Origin of the sequence: Streptomyces sp. NPDC093018 (assembly GCF_040684035.1) — a bacterium.
GTDB lineage: Bacteria > Actinomycetota > Actinomycetes > Streptomycetales > Streptomycetaceae > Streptomyces > Streptomyces murinus.
Window position 1 is genome coordinate 170530 of sequence record NZ_JBFBFF010000011.1, and the last position, 20393, is coordinate 190922.

Annotated in this window: 16 protein-coding genes; 5 read left to right on the plus strand and 11 right to left on the minus strand. The window is 72.3% G+C overall.

Going from position 1 to position 20393, the window contains the following annotated elements; translation table 11 throughout:
• Positions 1 to 6: 6 nt before the first annotated feature.
• Both AB0N90_RS24375 and AB0N90_RS24380 read right to left on the minus strand, forming a co-directional pair.
• Positions 7 to 2298 carry a bifunctional salicylyl-CoA 5-hydroxylase/oxidoreductase gene (locus AB0N90_RS24375; protein ID WP_365199856.1) on the minus strand — a complete coding sequence of 764 codons (2292 nt, stop codon included), beginning with the start codon at positions 2296 to 2298 and terminating at the stop codon, positions 7 to 9.
• A 6-nt stretch (positions 2299 to 2304) separates the two neighbouring features.
• Positions 2305 to 3132, minus strand: coding sequence for an enoyl-CoA hydratase family protein (locus AB0N90_RS24380; protein WP_085567003.1), 828 nt, complete (start codon positions 3130 to 3132; stop codon positions 2305 to 2307).
• A 352-nt stretch (positions 3133 to 3484) separates the two neighbouring features.
• On the opposite strand from AB0N90_RS24380, the gene AB0N90_RS24385 reads away from it, so the two are divergent.
• A complete protein-coding gene (locus AB0N90_RS24385; protein WP_361677999.1) occupies positions 3485 to 3937 on the plus strand; it encodes an ATP-binding protein in 453 nt (150 codons plus the stop codon).
• On the opposite strand, the gene AB0N90_RS24390 is transcribed toward AB0N90_RS24385, so the two are convergent.
• The 3 genes from AB0N90_RS24390 to AB0N90_RS24400 all read right to left on the minus strand — a co-directional run bounded on the left by AB0N90_RS24390 (position 3897) and on the right by AB0N90_RS24400 (position 7873).
• Complete coding sequence (locus tag AB0N90_RS24390; protein ID WP_361677996.1) at positions 3897 to 5360, minus strand: amino acid permease; 1464 nt, start codon at positions 5358 to 5360, stop codon at positions 3897 to 3899. The two genes, AB0N90_RS24385 and AB0N90_RS24390, sit on opposite strands and share 41 nt — an antisense overlap.
• A 183-nt stretch (positions 5361 to 5543) precedes the next feature.
• A complete protein-coding gene (gene argF / locus AB0N90_RS24395) occupies positions 5544 to 6554 on the minus strand; it encodes an ornithine carbamoyltransferase (RefSeq protein WP_365199861.1) in 1011 nt (336 codons plus the stop codon).
• A 95-nt stretch (positions 6555 to 6649) separates the two neighbouring features.
• On the minus strand, positions 6650 to 7873 hold the full coding sequence (locus AB0N90_RS24400; protein WP_365199863.1) for an arginine deiminase: 1224 nt from the start codon (positions 7871 to 7873) through the stop codon (positions 6650 to 6652).
• A 182-nt stretch (positions 7874 to 8055) separates the two neighbouring features.
• On the opposite strand from AB0N90_RS24400, the gene AB0N90_RS24405 reads away from it, so the two are divergent.
• Together AB0N90_RS24405 and AB0N90_RS24410 are read left to right on the plus strand one after the other, a co-directional pair.
• A complete protein-coding gene (locus AB0N90_RS24405) occupies positions 8056 to 9102 on the plus strand; it encodes an SPFH domain-containing protein (RefSeq protein WP_365199866.1) in 1047 nt (348 codons plus the stop codon).
• Complete coding sequence (locus AB0N90_RS24410; protein WP_365199868.1) at positions 9099 to 9989, plus strand: hypothetical protein; 891 nt, start codon at positions 9099 to 9101, stop codon at positions 9987 to 9989. Before AB0N90_RS24405 ends, AB0N90_RS24410 begins: the two co-directional genes overlap by 4 nt.
• Positions 9990 to 10385: 396 nt before the next feature.
• Here AB0N90_RS24410 and AB0N90_RS24415 read toward each other — a convergent pair whose 3' ends face one another.
• Both AB0N90_RS24415 and AB0N90_RS24420 read right to left on the minus strand, forming a co-directional pair.
• Positions 10386 to 12926: a polynucleotide kinase-phosphatase gene (locus tag AB0N90_RS24415; protein ID WP_365199871.1), complete on the minus strand. Its 2541-nt coding sequence runs from the start codon at positions 12924 to 12926 to the stop codon at positions 10386 to 10388.
• The gene (locus tag AB0N90_RS24420; protein ID WP_365199873.1) at positions 12923 to 14386 is read right to left on the minus strand and encodes a 3' terminal RNA ribose 2'-O-methyltransferase Hen1; all 1464 of its coding nucleotides are present in this window, start codon (positions 14384 to 14386) and stop codon (positions 12923 to 12925) included. The genes AB0N90_RS24415 and AB0N90_RS24420 overlap by 4 nt, the downstream gene beginning before the upstream one ends.
• A 103-nt stretch (positions 14387 to 14489) precedes the next feature.
• Between AB0N90_RS24420 and AB0N90_RS24425 the strand changes: the two genes are divergently transcribed.
• Complete coding sequence (locus AB0N90_RS24425; RefSeq protein ID WP_365199876.1) at positions 14490 to 15413, plus strand: LLM class F420-dependent oxidoreductase; 924 nt, start codon at positions 14490 to 14492, stop codon at positions 15411 to 15413.
• A gap of 96 nt (positions 15414 to 15509) precedes the next feature.
• Here AB0N90_RS24425 and AB0N90_RS24430 read toward each other — a convergent pair whose 3' ends face one another.
• From AB0N90_RS24430 to AB0N90_RS24445, 4 genes are all read right to left on the minus strand, one after another.
• Positions 15510 to 16010: a DUF6099 family protein gene (locus AB0N90_RS24430; protein WP_172427665.1), complete on the minus strand. Its 501-nt coding sequence runs from the start codon at positions 16008 to 16010 to the stop codon at positions 15510 to 15512.
• 203 nt (positions 16011 to 16213) lie between these two features.
• Positions 16214 to 16546 carry a nucleotide pyrophosphohydrolase gene (locus tag AB0N90_RS24435; RefSeq protein ID WP_365199879.1) on the minus strand — a complete coding sequence of 111 codons (333 nt, stop codon included), beginning with the start codon at positions 16544 to 16546 and terminating at the stop codon, positions 16214 to 16216.
• Complete coding sequence (locus AB0N90_RS24440; protein WP_365200025.1) at positions 16530 to 17732, minus strand: ATP-binding protein; 1203 nt, start codon at positions 17730 to 17732, stop codon at positions 16530 to 16532. Before AB0N90_RS24440 ends, AB0N90_RS24435 begins: the two co-directional genes overlap by 17 nt.
• Before the next feature lie 132 nt (positions 17733 to 17864).
• Positions 17865 to 18272 (minus strand): cell division protein SepF, encoded by a 408-nt coding sequence (locus tag AB0N90_RS24445; protein ID WP_085566991.1) that lies wholly within the window; start codon positions 18270 to 18272, stop codon positions 17865 to 17867.
• Between the two features lie 258 nt (positions 18273 to 18530).
• Between AB0N90_RS24445 and AB0N90_RS24450 the strand changes: the two genes are divergently transcribed.
• Positions 18531 to 20240: a hypothetical protein gene (locus tag AB0N90_RS24450; RefSeq protein WP_365200027.1), complete on the plus strand. Its 1710-nt coding sequence runs from the start codon at positions 18531 to 18533 to the stop codon at positions 20238 to 20240.
• Positions 20241 to 20393 lie beyond the last annotated feature (153 nt).

Below are 20393 nucleotides of genomic sequence, written 5' to 3' on the forward strand. Positions count from 1 at the left end.
GCGCCCTCAATCGCTCAGCGACAGGCGGGGTTTGGGAGTGTCCGTGCGGCCCGTCTGCGGGCGGCGGCTGCCCGCGCGGTACGGGGTGGGCCAGTGGACGCCGGGGCCGTCGTAGGACTGCTCGGCGGCGGCGTGCAGGGTCCAGTGGGGGTCGTAGAGGTGCGGGCGGGCCAGGGCGCACAGGTCGGTACGGCCCGCCAGGATCAGGGAGTTGACGTCGTCCCAGGAGGAGATCGCGCCCACGGCGATCACCGGGATACGCACCTCGTGGCGGATGCGGTCGGCGTACGGGGTCTGGTACGAGCGGCCGAAGTCCGGCTGCTCCTCGGAGACGACCTGGCCGGTGGAGACGTCGATCGCGTCGGCGCCATGGGCGGCGAAGGCGCGGGCGATCCCGACCGCGTCCTCGGCGGTCGTACCGCCCTCGGCCCAGTCGGTGGCGGAGATGCGGACCGTCATGGGGCGTTCGGCGGGCCATACCGAGCGTACGGCGTCGAAGACCTCCAGCGGGAAGCGCAGCCGCTTCTCCAGTGTGCCGCCGTATGCGTCGGTGCGGCGGTTGGTGAGGGGCGAGAGGAAGCCGGAGAGCAGATAGCCGTGGGCGCAGTGGAGTTCGAGGAGGTCGAAGCCGGCGCGGGCGGCGCGCCAGGCGGCCGAGGTGAACTGCTCGCGGATGTCGGTGAGTTGGGCGCGGGAGAGTTCGCGTGGGGTCTGGCTGCCCGGCCGGTACGGCAGCGGGGAGGGGGCCACGATCGGCCAGTTGCCGGTGGGCAGCGGCTCGTCGATCCCCTCCCACATCAGCTTGGTCGAGCCCTTGCGGCCCGAGTGGCCGAGCTGGACGCCGATCGCCGTGCCCGGCGCCTGCCGGTGCACGAAGTCGGTGACGCGCCGCCATGCCTCCGCCTGGCGGCCGGTGTAGAGGCCGGCGCAGCCGGGGGTGATGCGGCCCTGCTCGCTCACGCACACCATCTCGGTCATGACCAGGGCCGCGCCGCCGAGCGCGCGGGCGCCGAGGTGTACGAGGTGGAAGTCGCCGGGCACGCCCTCGGTGGCCGAGTACATGTCCATCGGGGAGACGACGACCCGGTTGCGCAGGGTCAGGCCGCGCAGCCGGAACGGGGTGAACATCGGGGGCGTGCCGGGCGGGCAGCCGAACTCGCGCTCCACGGACTCGGTGAAGCGGGCGTCGCGCAGCCGGAGATTGTCATGGGTGACACGGCGGCTGCGGGTGAGCAGGTTGAAGGCGAACTGGCGGGACGGCTGGTCCCGGTACCGGTCCAGGTCCTCGAACCATTCCAGGCTCGCCCGCGCGGCCCGCTGGGTGGAGGCGACGACGGGCTTGCGCTCCGCCTCGTACGCCGTCAACGCGGCCGGTACGTCCGGCTGTTCGCGCAGGCACGCGGCCAGGGCGAGCGCGTCCTCGACGGCCAGTTTGGTGCCGGAGCCGATGGAGAAGTGGGCGGTGTGGGCGGCGTCGCCGAGGAGGACGAGGTTGCCGTGCGACCAGCGGTCGTTGACCACCGTACGGAAGGTCGTCCAGGCGGAGTTGTTGGAGCGCAGGGGGCGGCCGCGCAGCGCCTCCGCGAAGATCTTGGCGCAGCGGTCGGTCGATTCGCGCGGGTCCATCTCGTCGAATCCCGCCGCCCGCCAGACCTCTTCGCGCATCTCGATGATGACGGTGGAGGCGTCGGCCGAGAACGGGTAGCCGTGCAGTTGCAGCACGCCGTGCTCGGTCTCGGCGATCTCGAAGCGGAAGGCGTCGAAGGCGAAGTCGGCGGCGAGCCAGATGTAGCGGCAGCGGTGGCCGGTGATCCTGGGCCGGAAGACGTCGGCGCGGCTCTCGCGGGTGGCGCTGTGGACCCCGTCGGCGGCGACGACCAGGTCGTACTCGGCGATGAGCCGGTCGACGGGCGGGGCCTCGGTGCGGAACTCGATCCGGACGCCCAGGTCCTGGCAGCGGGTGTGCAGGATCTCCAGGAGGCGGTGCCGGCCGAGGGCCGCGAAGCCATGTCCGCCGGAGGTGTGCCGGGTGCCGCGGTGCACGATGTCGATGTCGTCCCAGCGCACGAAGTGCCGTTGCAGTGCCTCGTGGACGACCGGGTCGGCGTGTTCGATGCCGCCCAGGGTCTCGTCGGAGAGGACCACGCCGAAGCCGAAGGTCTGGTCCGGGGCGTTGCGCTCCCAGACGGTCACCTCACGGGCGGGGTCGAGGCGTTTGAGGAGGGCGGCGGCGTAAAGGCCGCCGGGGCCGCCGCCGATGATCGCGATGCGTGCGGGGTTGTTGCTCGCCGCCTGCATGAAAGCTCACCTTCCCTGCCACTTGGGGGGCCGCTTCTCCATGAAGGAGGCGTGGAACTCGCGGTAGTCCTCGCCGTTCATCAGCAGTGCCTGGGTCGCCGCGTCCAGTTCGACCGAGGCGGCCAGGGGCATGTCCAGCTCCGCCGTCAGCAGGGCCTTCGTCTGGGCGTGGGCCAGGGCCGGGCCGTCGGCCAGGCGGCGGGCCAGCGCGCCCGCGGCCTCGTCGGCGTGTCCCTCCTCGGTCAGTTCGCTGATCAGGCCGATCCGCTCGGCCTCGGGCGCGCGGACCGGCTCGCCCAGCATCAGCAGGCGGGTGGCATGGCCGAGGCCGACGACCCGGGGCAGCAGATAGGCCGCGCCCATGTCGCCGCCGGACAGGCCGACCCGGGTGAAGAGGAAGGCGAAGCGGGCGCTCGGGTCGGCGATCCGGAAGTCCGAGGCGAGGGCGAGGACGGCCCCGGCGCCCGCGGCGACCCCGTGGACGGCGGCGATCACCGGGAAGGGGCATTCGCGGATCGCCCTTACCACCTGGCCGGTCATCCGGTTGAAGTCGAGCAGCTGGGCGGTGTCCAGGGCGAGGGTGGCGCCGATGATCTCGTCCACATCGCCGCCGGAGCAGAACCCGCGCCCCTCCCCGGCCAGCACCAGGGCGCGCACCGCGCGCTCCCGGGACAGCTCGGCCAGCAGATCGCGCAGGTCGGCGTAGGCGCCGAAGGTGAGGGCGTTGAGCTTGTCGGGGCGGGCGAGGGTGACCGTGGCGACCCCGTCGGCGATCTGGAGGCGCAGATGCTCCCAGTCGGCGGTGCGGCGGGCGGAGCCGGTGAAGGGACTCATGACGTGCGGCCTCCTTGGGCGGCGGTGCCGTACGTTGCGCGGTCCTCCGAAGTTATCACTCGTTTGTGACTGTCGTCACGGGCACGCGACAAGCCGGGGCGTCGAAGGTGTTTTTTCGGCCGGATCGGCTCGGCTGTCATCCGGCCGGATCGCCTCGGCCGTCATGGGGTCGGCCGTCGACTGTCACCGGTCGGCTGCAGCGCCGTAACAGAGGGCCTCGGCGCGCGAGGCGGGGTGCCGGGCGGGGTAGGGCGTCCGGTACCGGGGGGAGGATCCCGGGCGAAGCCCGCCGACCATTTCGGACGACCGGGCCCGTACCATTCCTACAGTCGAAAGCAGGACAGCCTGCTCCATGAACGGACTCGCCTTGCACGAACGCCCCGCCGAATCGGCCTCCTGGCGCATGGCGCTGCCGCACACCGCCGCAGCGGTGCCGGTGGCTCGCGCCATGGTGCGTACGGCCCTTTCCGAGGTGGAGCACGCGGCCGACTGCGACACAGCGGAGCTGCTCACGGCCGAGCTGGTGGCCAACGCGGTGGAGCACACCGCGGGCCGCGGCCCGATAGAGCTGGTGGTGGAGCTGCTGCCGACCGGCTGCCAGGTCGAGGTGCACGACCCCGATCCCGCGCCGCCCGGCCAGCTGACCCGGCCGGTCATGGAAGAGCCCGACCTGTGGCAGGAGGGCGGGCGCGGGCTGCTGCTGATCCGCGCCCTGAGCGCCGCCTGCGGACACCGCCCCACCCCGAGGGGCAAGGCGGTGTGGTTCACGCTTCCTGCGGTTCCCGCTCCGCGCCGGCCGCTGTGACACCGGCCCGGTCCGCCTCGGCGGCCAGGTCGCGGCCCAGCGTGGAGTGCCGGCGCCCGTAGGCGACGTAGACGAGGAAGCCCACCGCGAGGAACAGCGCGAACTGCAGCCAGGTCCGCCAGCCGGTCTCGAACATCAGATACAGGCAGAAGGCGATGCCGAGCAGCGGGACCACGGGGTAGAGCGGCACCCGGAAGCTGCGGGTCAGGCCCGGCTCGCGGCGGCGCAGGGTCATCACCGCGAGGTTCACCACGGCCATGATCGCGAGCGTGCCGATGGTGCACAGGTTCATCACCGCGTCGAGCGAGGCGAAGGCCGCCGGGACCGCGAAGACGACCGCGACGATCAGGGTGCCGGCGACCGGCGTCGAGGTCTTCGGGGAGACCTTCTCGAAGACGCGCGGGATCAGGCCGTCGCGGGACATCGACATCAGGATGCGCGTCTGGCCGTACATCACCGCGAGCACCACGGAGGCGATGGCGACGACCGCGCCGAAGGCGATCACACCGCCGCCGATGGTGGAGCCGGTGACCTCGTTGACGACGTAGGACAGGGCGGCGGGGCGGCCCGCGACCTGCTTGCCGCCGATGGCGCCGATGGCCGCGAGCGCGACGGCGCAGTACAGCAGCGTCACGATGCCCATGCAGACCATGATCGCCACGGGGATGTCACGGCGGGGGTTCTTGGCCTCCTCGCCCGCGGTGGTGATCGCGTCGAAGCCGATGTACGAGAAGAACGCGGCGGTGGTGCCCGCGCCGATGCCGCCGAGGCCGGCCGGGGAGAACGGGGTCAGGTTTCCGTGCTTGAACGCGCTGTAGCCGATCGCGCAGAAGGCGATCAGGATGACCAGCTTGACGGCGGCCATGGCGGCGGTCGCGCCGGCGCTCTCGCGCACACCGCGCACCAGCAGCACCGAGGCCATGGCGATCACCAGCACCGCCGGGAGGTTGACGATGCCGCCGTCGCCGGGACCCGCCGACAGCACGGCGGGCAGCTGCCAGCCGATGAGGCTGTGCAGCAGCTCGTTGACGTACTGGCTCCAGCCGACCGCGACGGCCGAGATGGAGATGCCGTACTCCAGCAGCAGGCACCAGCCGACCAGGAAGGCGGTGGACTCGCCGAGACCGGCGTAGGCGAAGGAGTACGAGGAGCCGGAGACCGGGATCGCGCCGCCCAGCTCCGCGAAGGAGAAGGCGGTGAACACGCAGGTGATCGCGGCGAGGACGAAGGAGATGACGACGGCGGGGCCGGCCTGGGCGACGGAGTCGGAGAGGCCGACGAAGATGCCGGTGCCGACGATGGCACCGACGCCGAAGCAGATGAGCTGGAAGAGCCCCATCGTGCGCTTCAGGCCGTGTCCCTCGCGGTCGGCGCCGGATTCGGCGACGAGCAGGTGGGGGGACTTGATGCGAGGAGCGGGCATTGCGGGTGGTGCTCGTTTCTGGTGGTGCGGGCGGCCGGGTGACGGTCGCCGGTGCGAGCGGCGGGTGCGACGGATGGCGTCGCGGGTGCGAGCGACGGGATGACGGTCGCGCCGACGGACTCGGAATGGGTGGTTCCGAGGCCGCCGATCAGGATAATCCCTGGTCGGGGACGGGAACCAGGCTCAGCGGCCGAGTGTGGCGACCAGCACGGCCTTGATGGTGTGCAGCCGGTTCTCGGCCTGGTCGAAGACGACGGAGTACGCCGATTCGAACACCTCGTCGGTGACCTCAAGGGAGGTCAGGCCGTACGCCTCGTGGATCTCCTGTCCGACCTTGGTGCCGAGGTCGTGGAAGGCGGGCAGGCAGTGCAGGAATCTGACGTCCGGGTTGCCGGTGGCGCGCAGGACGTCCATGGTCACGGCGTACGGCGCGAGCGCCTTGATCCGCTCGGCCCAGACCTCCTTGGGCTCGCCCATGGAGACCCAGACATCGGTGGCGACGAAGTCGGCGCCGCGGACGCCCTCGGCGATGTCCTCGGTCAGGGTGATCACCGCGCCGCTCGTCTTCGCCAGCTCGCGGGCGCGGGCCACGATCCCGGGGGCGGGCCAGTACTGCTCGGGCGCCACGATCCGTACGTCCATGCCGAGCAGGGCGCCGGTGATCAGATAGGAGTTGCCCATGTTGAAGCGGGCGTCGCCGAGGTAGGCGAAGGCGATCTCCGGCAGCGGCTTGGCGCTGTGCTCGGTCATGGTGAGCACATCGGCCAGCATCTGGGTGGGGTGCCAGTCGTCGGTGAGCCCGTTGTAGACGGGCACCCCGGCCCGGTCGGCCAGCTCCTCGACCTTGGCCTGGCTGTCGCCGCGGTACTCGATGCCGTCGAACATCCGGCCGAGCACCCGGGCGGTGTCCCCCACGGACTCCTTGTGCCCGATCTGCGAGCCGGACGGGTCGAGGTAGGTCGTGTGGGCGCCCTGGTCGGCGGCCGCGACCTCGAACGCGCAGCGGGTGCGCGTCGAGGTCTTCTCGAAGATCAGTGCGATATTACGACCCCGGAGGTGCTGGATCTCGGTCCCGGCCTTCTTGGCGGCCTTCAGCTCCGCGGCCAGCTCGATCAGGCCGCGGAACTCCTCCTCGGTGAAGTCCAGCTCCTTGAGGAAGTGGCGGCCGGCGAGGGCGGTCGGGACTGTCGCCATGGGGGCGCTCCAGGGATACGGGGGTACGGCTCTAGGGACTCCGAAATTCTATACGACCATCGGTAAGTTTATGCAGACCCCTGACGTGCAGGTTCTCACACAGGATCCCGTTCCACCGGACAGCTCATGCACCGGGGTCCGCCCCGGCCCCGCCCCAGCTCGCTGCCCGGGATCTCGATGACCTCGATGCCCTGCTTGCGCAGATGGGTGTTGGTGGTGGAGTTCCGTTCATAGGCGACGACGACACCGGGTTCGACGGCGAGCACATTGCAGCCGTCGTCCCACTGCTCGCGCTCGGCCGCGTGCACGTCCTGGGTGGCGGTCAGCACCCGGATCTCGCCGAGCCCGAGGGCGGCGGCGATCGCGCGGTGCATGTGCTCCGGCGGATGGTCGGTGACCTTCAGCTCCTTCTCGCCCACACCCGGTTCGATGCTGTACGAGCGCAGCATGCCGAGCCCGGCGTACTGGGTGAAGGTGTCGCCGTCGACCATCGTCATCACCGTGTCGAGGTGCATGAAGGCGCGCCGCTTGGGCATGTCGAGCGCGACGATCGTACGGGCGGAGCCGGCCGCGAACAGTTTGTGCGCGAGCATCTCCACGGCCTGCGGGGTGGTGCGCTCGCTCATGCCGACGAGGACCGCGCCGTTGCCGATCACCAGGACGTCGCCGCCCTCGATGGTGGAGGGGTAGTCGGCCTGCCCCTGGGACCAGATGTGGAACGGCTCGTCGCGGAAGAGCGGATGGTGCCGGTAGATCGCCTCGAAGTGGACGGTCTCGCGCTGCCGGGCGGGCAGCCGCATGGCGTTGATGGAGACCCCGTCGTAGATCCAGGCAGAGGTGTCGCGGGTGAAGAGGTGGTTGGGCAGCGGGGCGAGCAGGAAGTCGTCCAGGTCCATCACATGGAAGCGGACGGAGGTCGGCTCCGCGTGCGCCGCCAGGAACTCCCGCTTGGTCATGCCGCCGACGAGGGCCTCGGCCAGTTCGCGGGCGGGCAGGTTCTCGAACGCGGCGCGCAGATGGGCGGTGGCGAGGGGGCCGTACTCCCGCTCGTCGAAGACGCGGTCGAGGACCAGGGTGCGGGCCGCGGGCAGCTCCAGGGCCTCGACCAGCAGATCGCCGAAGAGATGGACGGCGACGCCCCGGTCGCGCAGCACGTCGGCGAACCCGTCGTGTTCGGCGCGGGCCCGGCGTACCCACAGGACGTCGTCGAAGAGAAGGGCGTCCTTGTTGCTGGGGGTGAGCCTTTTGAGCTCGAGATCGGGCCGGTGGAGGATGACGCGGCGCAGCCGCCCGGCCTCGGAGTCGACGTGGAATCCCATGTGACCATCCTGACCATCGAGGACCGGATTCACCCTCCTGTCGGCCATTTCAGCGCGCTCTTGTTGCGACTTCAGTTCGATCACCCGACCTCCCGCCGTACGACGCGACGATTTTCGTCTACTTGACGACAATCGGCCGCTCGGCTTATCGTCTTAGCGACGAGAAGAAGCGAGGGGAACCCATGGCCGACATCACCCGGCGTCTCGGCTGGCGCCATCTGCGGGGCACACCGACGGCGCACATCCGCCACCACCGCTCCGGGCAGTTGGTGCACGACGGTCCCGGACTCAGCTTCTGGTTCCGCTCGTTGACGGCGGCGCTGTCCGAAATACCGGTGGACGACCGTGAGCTGGCGATGACCTTCCACGCCCGTACGGCCGACTTCCAGGACGTGACGGTGCAGGCGACGGTCACCTACCGCATCGGCGACCCGGCGCTCGCCGCCGCCCGGCTCGACTTCTCGGTCGACCCGGACACCGGCGCCTGGCGGGGCACGCCACTGGAGCAACTGGCCACCCTGCTCACGGAGACGGCGCAGGAGCACGCCCTGGACGTGCTGGCCCGCACCCCGCTGTCGGCCGCGCTGACCGACGGGGTGAGCACGGTGCGCGAGCGGCTCGCGGCCGGGCTCGCCGCGCAGCCCCGGCTGCCGGACACCGGGATCGAGGTGGTCGCGGTACGCGTGGTGGCGGTGCGCCCGGAACCCGAGGTCGAACGGGCGCTGCGCACCCCCGCGCGGGAGCAGATCCAGCAGGAAGCCGACCGGGCGACGTACGAGCGGCGGGCGGTGGCCGTCGAGCGGGAGCGCGCCATCGCCGAGAACGAGCTGGCCAGCCGCATCGAACTCGCCCGGCGCGAGGAGCAGTTGGTGGAGCAGCGCGGCACCAACGCACGGCGCGAGGCGGAGGAGCAGGCGGCCGCGGACGCGGTACGGGCGGACGCCGAGGCGGCGCGCACGGTACGGCTCGCGCAGGCGGAGGCGGACAAGGTGGTACGGCTGGCGCGCGCCGCGGCGGAGCAGGAGCGCGAGGTGGGCGAGGCGCGGGCGCAGGCGCGGGCGGCCTGGCTGCGGGTGCACGCCGAGGCGGACGTGGCGACGCTGCACGCGCTGGCGGCGATGCGGGTGGCGGAGAACCTGCCGGACATCGGGAGCGTGACGATCTCGCCGGATGTGCTGACGGGACTGCTGGCGAAGCTCGGCGGGGCGGGCTCCGGGGCTGAGGCGTGAGTCTCGCGCCGCGGGCCGTGCTGGTCCATCGCACCACGGAGTACGAGGAGTTGGTGGCCCGGTACGGCACCCATGGCCAGGCCGCGTTCGTGCTCGCCTCCCGGGGCCGGGACATCGAGGAGATCGCGGCCCGGCACCAGGGGACGCGGCGGGCGCTGGCGGAGGTGGCGGCGGCCGTGCCGCTGACCTGGCGGCAGGCCCGGGTGGAACGCGCCGATCTGGAGCGGTTCCTGTTCGCGCCCGAGGACGTCGTCGTGGTGGTCGGCCAGGACGGGCTGGTCGCCAACGTGGCCAAGTACCTGACCGGGCAGCCGGTGATCGGCATCGACACCGACCCGGGGCGCAACCCGGGGGTGCTGGTGCGGCACCGCCCGCGGGACGCGGCGAAGCTGCTCGCGGCGCCGGGCGGCGGGTGCGAGGAGCTGACGATGGTGGCGGCGGTGGCCGACGACACGCAGCGGCTGGTCGCGCTCAACGAGATCTATCTCGGCGCCGCGGGCCACCAGACCGCCCGATACCGCCTGGGTCTCGACGGCGACAGGGGTGCCGTCGAGGCCCAGGCCTCCTCCGGGGTCCTGGTGGGCACGGGCACGGGTGCCACGGGCTGGCTGCGCTCCCTCTGGCAGGAGCGGGGCGGCCGGCTCCCGCTCCCCTCCCCGACCGAGCCCCGCCTCCTCTGGTACGTCCGCGAGGCCTGGCCCTCACCGGCCACCGGCACGACCCTGGTCTCCGGCCGGCTGGAGGCCTCCGACGCCCTGACCCTCACCGTGGAGTCCGACCACCTCATCGCCTTCGGCGACGGCATCGAGACGGACGCCCTCCAGCTGACGTGGGGGCAGCGGGTGCGGGTGGGGGTGTGGGGGGAGCGGTTGCGTCTGGTGGGGTGAGGGTTCCGCGAAGTGGCCGGCGGCTCGGGCGACGTTCTGTCGGTCATCCCGACCGACCCCTAATGGCAGCGCGAGCGGGCGGGCGCGCTCGCCTCGGATCTGGCTTCCGGGCTCCCCGACGGGGTGGCGGCCGAGACCGAGGTGACCTGGTACGACACTCCCACCCCCGTCGACTGCGGGGAGAACCTGGAGCGGATCGGCTGTCCCCGCTGCGGTGACTCGATCGACACCGAGTGGTGGGCGGATCTGCTCGAAGCCCATGACGAGGGCGGATTCGCCACCTTGGACGTGGCGGCGCCCTGTTGCGGCGCCGCCACGTCGTTGGACGCGCTGGACTACGACTGGCCGTGCGGCTTCGCACGGTTCGAGACAGCGGTCTGGAACCCCGGGCGCCCCCTACAGCCGGGGGTCCACCGGTTCGGATTCCAGGGCCAGGACGCCGAAGACCGCCTCGTGGACGCGCCACAGGGGCTCGCCGTCGGCCAGGCGGGAGAGGGATTCCAGGCCGAGGGCGTACTCGCGCAGGGCGAGGGAGCGCTTGTGGTTGAGGAAGCGGCGGCGCAGCCGGGCGAGGTTGTCGGGGCGGGTGTACTCCGGACCGTAGATGATCCGGAGGTACTCGCGGCCCCGGCACTTGATGCCGGGCTGGACCAGGCGGCCGTCCGGGCGGTGGGCCAGGGCGGTGAGGGGCTTGACGACCATGCCCTCGCCGCCGCGGCCGGTCATCTCCAGCCACCAGTCGACGCCCGCGGCGACCGACTCCGCATCGCCCGTGTCGACGTAGAGGCGGCGGGTGGTCGCCAGGAGGCCGGTGCCGTCGTGTTCCACCAGGCGGTCCAGCAGGGCCAGTTGCTCGTCGTGCGGGAGCGCGGCGAGGCTCCGGCCCTCGGTGGCGAGGATCTGGAAGGGGGCCAGCCGGACGCCGGTCAGACCCTCGGTGGTCCAGCAGTAGCGCCGGTACGCGGCGGTGAACGCGGCCGCGTCCGAGGCGCGTTCACGCTGCCGGTCGAGCAGGTCGCCCACCTCCGCGCCCCGGGACGCCGCCGCCTCCAGCGCGGCCAGCGCGCCCGGGAACACCGCCCCGGCCGCCGCGCCGACGGCCGCGTACTGGCTGCGCAGCAGACCCGCGGCCTTCAGCGACCATGGCATCAGCTCTGCGTCCAACAGCAGCCAGTCCGTGTCCAGTTCGGACCACAGACCGGCGTCCGACACCGCCGTGCGCAGGCGGGCGAGGATCTCCTCGGTCATCGCCCCGTCGTCGAAGAAGGGGCGACCGGTACGGGTGTACAGCGCGCCCGTGGGCCCGTCCACGCCGAACCGCTCCGTCGCCGCCGCCGCGTCCCGGCACACCAGGACCACGGCCCGCGAGCCCATGTGCTTCTCCTCGCACACCACCCGCGCGACCCCGTCCGCCGCGTACTGCGCGAACGCCTCGCGCGGGTGCTCCAGATAGCCGTCCGCCTCGGAGGTGGCCGTCGGCGCCATGGTGGGCGGCAGATACGGCAGCAGGCGCGGGTCGATCGCGAAGCGGCTCATGACCTCCAGGGCCGCCGCCGCGTTCTCCTCGCGGACCGCGACCATGCCGGCGTGCCGGGTCTCGACCGCGCGGCGCCCCCGCACATCGGCGAGGTCCAGCGGTCGCCCGTCCGACCCGCCGGGCGCCTCGCTGCGCAGCGGGCGCGTCGGCTCGTACCAGACCCGCTCGGCCGGTACGTCGACCAGTTCCCGCTCCGGCCAGCGCAGCGCGGTCAGCTTGCCGCCGAAGACGGCGCCGGTGTCCAGGCAGATGGTGTTGTTGAGCCAGGTGGCGTCCGGTACCGGGGTGTGGCCGTAGACGACCGCAGCCCGGCCCCGGTAGTCCTCCGCCCACGGATAGCGCACCGGCAGGCCGAACTCGTCGGTCTCGCCGGTGGTGTCGCCGTACAGGGCGTGCGAGCGGACCCGGCCGGAGGTGCGGCCGTGGTACTTCTCGGGCAGTCCGGCGTGGCAGACGACGAGCCTCCCACCGTCCAGGACGTAGTGGCTGACCAGTCCGTCGAGGAACGTCCGCACCCGTGCCCGGAACTCCTCGCTCTCGCCCTCCATCTGGGCGATGGTCTCGGCGAGGCCGTGGGTGTGCTGGACATTGCGGCCCTTGAGGTAACGGCCGTACTTGTTCTCGTGGTTGCCCGGCACGCACAGGGCGTGGCCCGACTCGACCATCGACATCACCCGGCGCAGCACGCCCGGGGAGTCCGGGCCGCGGTCGACCAGGTCGCCGACGAAGACGGCCGTACGGCCCTCGGGGTGGACGCCGTCCGCATAGCCCAACTTCCCGAGCAGGGACTCCAGTTCGGCGGAGCAGCCGTGGATGTCGCCGATGATGTCGAAGGGGCCGGTGAGGTGGGTGAGGTCGTTGTAGCGCTTCTCGGTGACGACGGTGGCGCTCTCGGCCTCCTCGACCCCGCGCAGCACATGCACCTTGCGGAAGCCCTCGCGCTCCAGGTGCCGCAGGGAGCGGCGCAGTTCGCGGATGTGCCGCTGGATGACCCGGCGCGGCATGTCGGCGCGGTCGGTGCGGGCCGCGTTGCGCTCGGCGCACACCTCCTCCGGCACGTCCAGGACGATGGCGATGGGCAGCACGTCGTACTTCTTGGCCAGTTCGATCAGCTGGCGGCGGCTGTCCTGCTGCACGCTGGTGGCGTCCACGACGGTGCGGCGCCCGGCGGCGAGCCGCTTGCCGGCGATGTAGCGCAGGACGTCGAAGGCGTCGCGGGTGGCGCCCTGGTCGTTCTCGTCGTCGCAGACCAGGCCCCGGCAGAAGTCGGAGGAGATCACCTCGGTGGGCTTGAAGTGCCGGCGGGCGAAGGTGGACTTGCCGGAGCCGGAGGCGCCGACGAGGACCACGAGGGAGAGGTCGGTGACGGGCAGGGCCCGTCCCTTGCGTGTCTCGGTCATGCCGCCTTCGCCTCCTTCTCGGCGCGGATGGTGAACAGGGCCAGCTGGGTGGGCGGTCCCACCTCGGGGTCGTCGGGGCCGACGGGCGTGAACTCGACGTCGTAGCCGTGCCGTTCGGCCACGTCGGTGGCCCAGGCGCGGAACTCGGCGCGGGTCCACTCGAAGCGGTGGTCGCCGTGCCGGACATGTCCCGCGGGCAGGGTCTCCCAGCGGACGTTGTACTCGACGTTCGGGGTGGTCACGATGACCGTGCGGGGGCGGGCGTGCCCGAACACGGCGTATTCCAGGGCGGGCAGCCGGGGCAGGTCGAGGTGTTCGATGACCTCGCTGAGCACGGCGGCGTCGTAGCCCTTGAGCCGCTTGTCGGTGTAGGCGAGCGAGCCCTGCGTCAACTGGACGCGGGACGCCTGCCGTTCGCCCATGCGGTCGAGCTTGAGCCGCCGGGCGGCGATGGTGAGCGCCCGCACCGACACATCGACCCCGACGATCTCGGTGAACCGGATGTCCTTGAGGAGCTCCTGCACCAACTGACCCTGCCCACACCCGAGATCGAGCACCCGGGCGGCACCGGCGGCACGCAGCGCGCCGATGATCGCCTCCCGGCGCCGCACCGCGAGCGGGGTCGGCTTCTCCTCCGCCTCGGTCTCCTCGCCGACCGCGTTGTCGATCGCCTCGACCTCGCTGTCGTCGGCCTCGGCGAGCCGCACCAGCTCCAGCGCCTCGCGCGCCTGCCGGGTCAGCGACCAGCGGCGGGAGAGATAGCGGCTGGTGATCAGCTGCTGCTCCGGGTGGCCGGGCAGCCAGCCCTCGCCGGCCCGCAGCAGCTTGTCGACCTCGTCGGCGGAGACCCAGTAGTGCTTGGCGTCGTCGAGGACCGGCAGCAGGACGTACAGGTGGCGCAGCGCCTCGGCGAGGGTCAGCGTCTCGGATGCGAGCACGAGCCGGACGTACCGGGAGTCGCCCCACTGCGGGAACTCCGTGTCCAGCGGCACCGGTTCGGCCTCCACGCTCCAGCCCAGCGGCTCGAACAGCCCGCGGACGAGCGCGGCGCCACCGCGGGCGGGCAGGGCCGGGACCTCGATGCGCAGCGGCAGCGGCGCGGCGGCCCGCTCGGGGCGGGCGGCGCACACCCCGCGCATGGCGCTGGAGAAGACACCGCTCAGCGCGACGGCGAGCAGCGAGGAGGCGGCGTAGGGGCGGTCGTTGACGTACTGCGCGAGCGCCGCGTCGGGGGCGCCGCCGCGGCCCTTGCCCTTGCCGCGCCGCACCAGCGCCGCGGGATCGGTCTCCAGCAGCAGGGCGGCCGTGCAGCGGGTGTCGTCCGCCTCCGGGTAGAAGACGTGCGCGGTGCCGTAGGACGTGGAGAAGCGCTGTGCCTTGCCCGGGTGCTTGTGCAACAGGTACCCGAGGTCCGTGGCCGGGTTGGCGGCGTCGCCGCTGAGAGAGATCGTCAGGAACACATGTCCGAGTCTGATGGCCCGAGCACCCCGCTGACCACCGGTTTTCACGCCTCCGGGCGGCCTTGTGCATGGTTGCGCGCGCAACGGCATGCATGATGGGCGTATGGATCTTCGAGTCTTCACCGAACCCCAGCAGGGCGCGACCTACGACACGCTGCTGCGTGTCGCCAAGACCGCCGAGGAGCTTGAGTACGGCGCCTTTTTCCGCTCCGATCATTACCTCCACATGGGCAACGTGGACGGTCTGCCCGGCCCCACCGACGCCTGGATCACCCTCGCCGGCATCGCCCGGGAGACCAGCCGCATCCGGCTCGGCACCCTGATGACGGCCGGCACCTTCCGCCTTCCCGGCGTGCTGGCCATCCAGGTGGCGCAGGTCGACCAGATGTCCGGCGGCCGGGTGGAGCTGGGCCTGGGCTCGGGGTGGTACGAGCAGGAGCACAAGGCGTACGGCATTCCGTTCCCGAAGGAGAAGTTCGGGCGGCTGGAGGAGCAGCTGGCGATCGTCACGGGGCTGTGGGAGACGCCGGTCGGCGAGCGGTTCAGCTACGACGGCTCGTACTACCGGTTGCAGGACTCCCCCGCGCTGCCGAAGCCGGCGCAGAGCCGGGTGCCGGTGCTCATCGGCGGTCACGGTGCCAAGCGGACGCCGGCGCTGGCGGCGAAGTACGCCACCGAGTTCAACATCCCCTTCGCCTCCGTGGCGGACAGCGAGCGGCAGTTCGGCCGGGTGCGGGCGGCGGCCGAGGAGCGCGGGCGCAAGGGTGACGACCTCGTGTACTCCAACGCGCTGGTGGCCTGTGTCGGCAAGGACGACGCCGAGGTCAAGCGGCGGGCGGCGGCCATCGGCCGCGAGGTGGACGAGCTGAAGGCCAACGGTCTCGCGGGCTCTCCCGCGGAGGTCGTGGAGCGGCTGGGGCGCTATGCCGCGGTGGGTTCGGGGCGGGTCTATCTGCAGATGCTGGACCTGGACGACCTGGACCACCTGGAGCTGATCGCGTCCGAGGTCATGCCGCACGTCGTCTGACGAAGCGGCCGGCACCGGCACCGTCTCCCGCGGGCGGTGCCGCGCGCCGATGCGGACTCACGGCGCGAACCGTCGTACCCACTCCCCGCGCGGCGGCTACGCGCAGGGGGCGCCCCCGAAGGGGCTTCTCTGATTGTCGTCCGCCGATAACACCTCCTCCCGCGCGGCCAGCTTGCGCAGCATCTCGCGGACCCGGTCACGGGACTCGTCGGCCGCGTCGATGGCCTCCATGCACTGCCAGTACGTCGTCTCGTCCGCCGCGGCGCTGGCCATGCCGACCAGGGCCATGCCGACCTCGCCGAGCAGCCCGCCGAGGCAGAGCAGGGTCTCGCGGGCGTCGTCCAGCCGGGTGAGCTGGGCGGCGCGCAGATCGCCGAGGTCCAGTTCGGGCGGGTCGAGGGCTCCGCAGCCCCGGCCCGCCAGCTCCGTCAGCCCGAGCGCCTCGCCGCGCAGCTCCGGCGGTCCGGAGACCGCGAGCCTGCTGCCGATCGCCTGGGCGAGTGCCTGTGCCTGCCACACCTCCGCCATCAACTCGCGTGTGTCCGCGCCGCTCGCCAGGGCTCGCCTGCCGGTGAGGATGAGTCGTACCGCGTCCATCCGTCGCCCCCGTCCCTCCACGCACTCGCTCGTACGTTCACTGACTCTCCTGTCCACTACCCAGAGTGAGGGTCGTTGGTGCGAAAAGCCAGAGGAAGCCCGAAATCTGTGGACAACAATTCGGATTCGGCAGGTGAATTGACTGCGAAGAGTAATAACGGAACCAGGGAGTCCGCCTGTTGCCGCTCCCGGACGCCTTGTCGTCAGTCCTCGGGCACCGGAAAGCGGTGTTCGTTGCGGTCGATCTTCTCGGACAGGGCGGTCAGCGGGTCGATGTCCAGGACCTCGCAGAACTGGAGGAGATAGGCGAGGACATCGGCGACCTCGTCGCGGACGCGGTGCGCGGCGGCGGGGTCGGACATCACCCGGGCCGACTCCTCGGGGGTCAGCCACTGGAAGATCTCGACCAGTTCGGAGCTCTCCACGCTCAGCGCGGAGGCGAGGTTCTTGGGGGTGTGGTATTGCCCCCAGTTCCGGGCGGCGGCGAACTCGGCGAGTCTGCGCTGGAGTCGGGGGAGGTCAGAGTGTTCCGTCACGGTTCAGGTGTACCACTGCGACGCCCTCGGCCCCCACGCACCAGGAGGCGTCGTGCACCGCGGCGACGAGCCGGATGTGCCCGAACTCGCCCATGGCGGCGGCGAGGCGCAGCAGCGAGCGGCGCTGGCCCGGGTCGAGGGAGCGGTCGAAGCCGTCGGCGAGGACGGTGAGGGAGCGCAGGGCGTCGGGGACCTCGCCCGGCGGGTCCATGGCCAGCACGCCGGGGCCGGTCAGCAGCACCAAGGTGTGGGCGAGGTAGCGCAGTTCGCCCTCGCCGAGGCGGGCCAGTTCCGTGCGGTGGCCGTCGCCGCGGTCGAGGAGGGCGCGCACGGTGCCGTCGAAGAGGAGCTCGGCGATCAGGTCGTACACCGGTCCCGCGCAGCCAGCGCGCAGCGCCTCGACCAGCCGGCCGTGCCTGCGGGCGCACTCGGCGCGGGTGCGCCACAGCACATCGGCGAGGTTGTCGCAGCCGGGCAGCAGCCGGCCGGAGCCGGTGGGCACGGGGGTGCGCATGCAGTCGGGGCGGGGATCGCAGACGAAGACCGAGCGCAGGGCGACGACCATCTGCTCGGCCGCGGCCAGCACCCTGCGCTGCCCGTCGGTCTTGCCGGCCACCCGCAGCGGGAGCAGGGCGGTGCCGAGGCGGTCGTCGGGCAGCGGCGCGCGGGTCACCGGCGCGGTGCCCGCGGTGTGCCAGGCGGCCTGCACGGCGCGGCGCCCCGGGTCCCGTAACGCGGTCTGGAGCAGCACGACATCGCCCGCGCTCAGCCGCTCGCCGACGATCCGCAGCTGCGGTTCGGCCTGTACGGCGATGTCGAGCCGTACCGGTCCCTCGGCGCCGTCGGCCGTGCAGCCGATCCGGAAGCCGCGCCGCCCCTCGCCGTCCGGCCGGGCCCGGTCGGGCACACACGCGACCGGATCGGGGAACGCCTCCACGAGCGGCGCGCCGCCGGCGAGCCGGGCCAGCGCCTCGTAGGCCGCCAGCGCGGTCGTCTTCCCCGACCCGCTGGGCCCGGCGAACACCGTGACCGCGCCCAGCGGGAATCCCGCGCCGCGGTGTCCGGCGAACGCCGACAACCGCAGTTCGGTGATGCGGGGCCGCACATCGAGGGGCGCGCGGGGTTCCGGCGGGACGGTCCCGCCGAACCCCTCGGCCACCGGCGGCTCAGCGGATGCGAAAGGCATGGCCATGCCCGGAACGTAGGGCTCCGCCGCGGGGGTGAACCGTTTACCCGGCGGAGGTTCCCACGATCGGGGACCCGCACGGCAACAACGGGGACCGGGCCTCACCCGGGGGAGCTACGGGGTCGCCCGCGCTCACCCCGCCCCCTCCAGCAGCCCGCTGACCTCCGTACCCGGTGGGGTCAGCAGGAAGACGTTGCGGTCCACCCGGTGCATACCGCTGCCCAGGCCGAAGACCACACCCGTGCTGAAGTCGAGCACCCGCTTGGCCACATCCCCCTCGGCGCCGGAGAGGTCGAGGAGGACGGGCGCGCCCGCCATCACCGTCTCGGCGACATCCCGGGCGTCGGCGAAGACGTTGACGCGAAGGACGACGAAGCGGCGCCGGGTCTCGGTCTCGTCGTCCGGTAGGGAGCGGTGGTTGACCGCCGAGGGCCACGCGTCGCGCCCCCGTAGTGGCACGACCTGGGCGAGCCCTTCCCACTGTTCATCGGTGACGTCGTAACGGCTCACCGGCTCCCCCCGACCTGACTCGCTTTCCATGCCTGCACCAGCCAATTCTTACGCCAAGTCACCCGTTCGGCCCAACAACGACACACAACGACACGGAAGCGATCGGTCCGGTGGCGCCAACCCCGCCCCTTCTCTGGGCAGATGTGCGAATATGCCCGCTTCTTACCGCCCTCATACCGGACTCTTCACCGCTGGTCGCGCGCCGGTCACGCACCGCCGCTAGCGTCCCCTCCCGTGCACTTGGCAGAAACACAGCAGGTGACGCCCGGCCGGCGGACGCAGTCGGCGGTGTCCGCCGTACCCGGACCGCGCGCGCAGGCGCCCGGCGGGCCCGCGCAGTGGCATCGCGTCCTCACCCTCCTGGCCGACGTGAGCCTCTTCATCGGCACCCGTTCCCTCTGGACCCAGGCGGCCACGCACCGCCTGGTCCTCGCCGCGGTCATCTCCCTGTGCTACGCGGCGATCCTGGCGACCGGCGTCCTCGCGCTGACGGTCCGCCGGGCCCGCTCGCTGGCCCGCCTGGACCTGGTGGTGCTGGTGACCGCGGTCGTCCTCGCCCTGTGCGCGTGGGCGCTGAACCACGGCGGCGGCGACGAGGCGCTCCTGACCACCCAGGCCGCCAGGGAACTCGTCCACGGGCACCACGTCTACGAACACCCCTGGCCATGGCTGTTCCGCATCAAGGGCGTCGCCCTGACCGCGACGACGACCGGCGGATACGACTACACCTACGGCTATCCGCCGCTCGCGCCGCTGCTCACCGTCCCGTTCCTGTGGCTGGGCCACGGCGGCGCCCCGGCGACGGCGGTGGCCACCCTCGCCCTGATCGCGGGCGCGATCGCGCTGTGGCGGCTGGTCCCGGCCCAGTGGCGGTCGGCGACCACGATGGTCTTCCTCGGCTTCGGCCTGCTGCCCAGCTACGCCCGCCAGGGCTACCCCGCGATCGTCGCCCTCGCGCTGCTGATCCCGGTGGTGGTCCGCTGGCCCCGGCTCGGCGCGCGCGGCCGGCTCGGCGCGGTCGGCGTCGCCCGCGCCGCCTGTCTCGGCGCGGCCTGCGCCGCCCAGCAACTCCCCTGGTTCGTCGTGCCGTTCCTGCTCGCCGGTGTCTACGCGGTGCGCCGCGGCGAACTGGGCGGCCGGGCAGCCGCGCGCGTGGTGCTGCGGATCACCGGAATCGCCGTCCTCGCCTTCCTGCTGATCGACGCGTATCTGATCGTGACCGAGCCGGGACCGTGGCTGCGCGGCATCGTGCTGCCGCTGACCCAGGGCGCGGTGCTGCACGGACAGGGCATCGTCGGCATCTCGCTGTACTTCACCCACGGCAGCGACCGCCTCGACTGGTACGGGCACGCGAGCATGCTGCTGGCCGCCGCGCTGCTGGCCCTGTTCGTGCTGTTCGTGCGGCGCCTCGGACCGGCCGCGACCGTGCTGCCGTGGTGCGCGTTCTTCCTGGCGACGCGCTCGCAGGACGGCTACTACCTGATGATGACCCCGCTGTGGCTGGCGGCGGCGGTCACCGCTCCGCTGCCGGAGTTCGCGGGCGCCTGGCAGCCCCGGCCGCGCTTTCTGGCCGGGGCGCGGCGCAGGCCCGCCCGGCTCGCGGCCGTCCCGCTGCTGCTCGCGCCCGCGCTGGTCAGCGCGGTCCTCGCGGCCACCGGGAGCCCGCCGCTGCGGATGGACATCACGGCGGTACGGCCGCTGGCGCCCGACGCGATCTCCGGGGTGACCCTGAAGGTGGCCAACACCGGCGACGACCCGCTCACCCCGCACTACATGCTCACCACCGGGCAGGGCATGTCCCGCTACTGGCCGCTCGCCCACGGCCCCGCCACCGTCCCCGCGCACGGCACGGCGACCGTCGAACTCCGCGCCCCCACCGGCAGCTTCACGCTCCCGGGGAAGCGGAGCACCCGGCTGCGGCTGCGCGCCTTCACCGGCGGCCCCCAGACCCTCTCCACCCGGGACGTACGCCGGTCGGAGCTGCGCGTCAAGGGCTGAACGCCCCCGCCCCTCCGGTGCGGTCCGGCCGTCTTCACGGCCGGACCGCACCGTCGTACCAGGGTGATCACCTACGGGAGCGGTGCCGGTCACAGCCGCAAGGGGAGAAAACTCACAAGCGATTGCTCTGCACTCCTTTGAGCACCCTGGCCT

What these genes read in the sequence shown, in the direction of transcription:
- AB0N90_RS24405 (WP_365199866.1), top strand. Translation starts at nt 8,056, where the DNA reads ATGGCCGACATCACCCGGCGTCTCGGCTGGCGCCATCTGCGGGGCACA.
- AB0N90_RS24390 (WP_361677996.1), bottom strand. Translation starts at nt 5,360, where the DNA reads ATGCCCGCTCCTCGCATCAAGTCCCCCCACCTGCTCGTCGCCGAATCC.
- AB0N90_RS24440 (WP_365200025.1), bottom strand. Translation starts at nt 17,732, where the DNA reads ATGCCTTTCGCATCCGCTGAGCCGCCGGTGGCCGAGGGGTTCGGCGGG.
- AB0N90_RS24385 (WP_361677999.1), top strand. Translation starts at nt 3,485, where the DNA reads ATGAACGGACTCGCCTTGCACGAACGCCCCGCCGAATCGGCCTCCTGG.
- AB0N90_RS24400 (WP_365199863.1), bottom strand. Translation starts at nt 7,873, where the DNA reads ATGGGATTCCACGTCGACTCCGAGGCCGGGCGGCTGCGCCGCGTCATC.
- AB0N90_RS24380 (WP_085567003.1), bottom strand. Translation starts at nt 3,132, where the DNA reads ATGAGTCCCTTCACCGGCTCCGCCCGCCGCACCGCCGACTGGGAGCAT.
- AB0N90_RS24375 (WP_365199856.1), bottom strand. Translation starts at nt 2,298, where the DNA reads ATGCAGGCGGCGAGCAACAACCCCGCACGCATCGCGATCATCGGCGGC.
- AB0N90_RS24445 (WP_085566991.1), bottom strand. Translation starts at nt 18,272, where the DNA reads ATGGAAAGCGAGTCAGGTCGGGGGGAGCCGGTGAGCCGTTACGACGTC.
- AB0N90_RS24415 (WP_365199871.1), bottom strand. Translation starts at nt 12,926, where the DNA reads ATGACCGAGACACGCAAGGGACGGGCCCTGCCCGTCACCGACCTCTCC.
- argF (WP_365199861.1), bottom strand. Translation starts at nt 6,554, where the DNA reads ATGGCGACAGTCCCGACCGCCCTCGCCGGCCGCCACTTCCTCAAGGAG.
- AB0N90_RS24430 (WP_172427665.1), bottom strand. Translation starts at nt 16,010, where the DNA reads ATGGACGCGGTACGACTCATCCTCACCGGCAGGCGAGCCCTGGCGAGC.
- AB0N90_RS24425 (WP_365199876.1), top strand. Translation starts at nt 14,490, where the DNA reads ATGGATCTTCGAGTCTTCACCGAACCCCAGCAGGGCGCGACCTACGAC.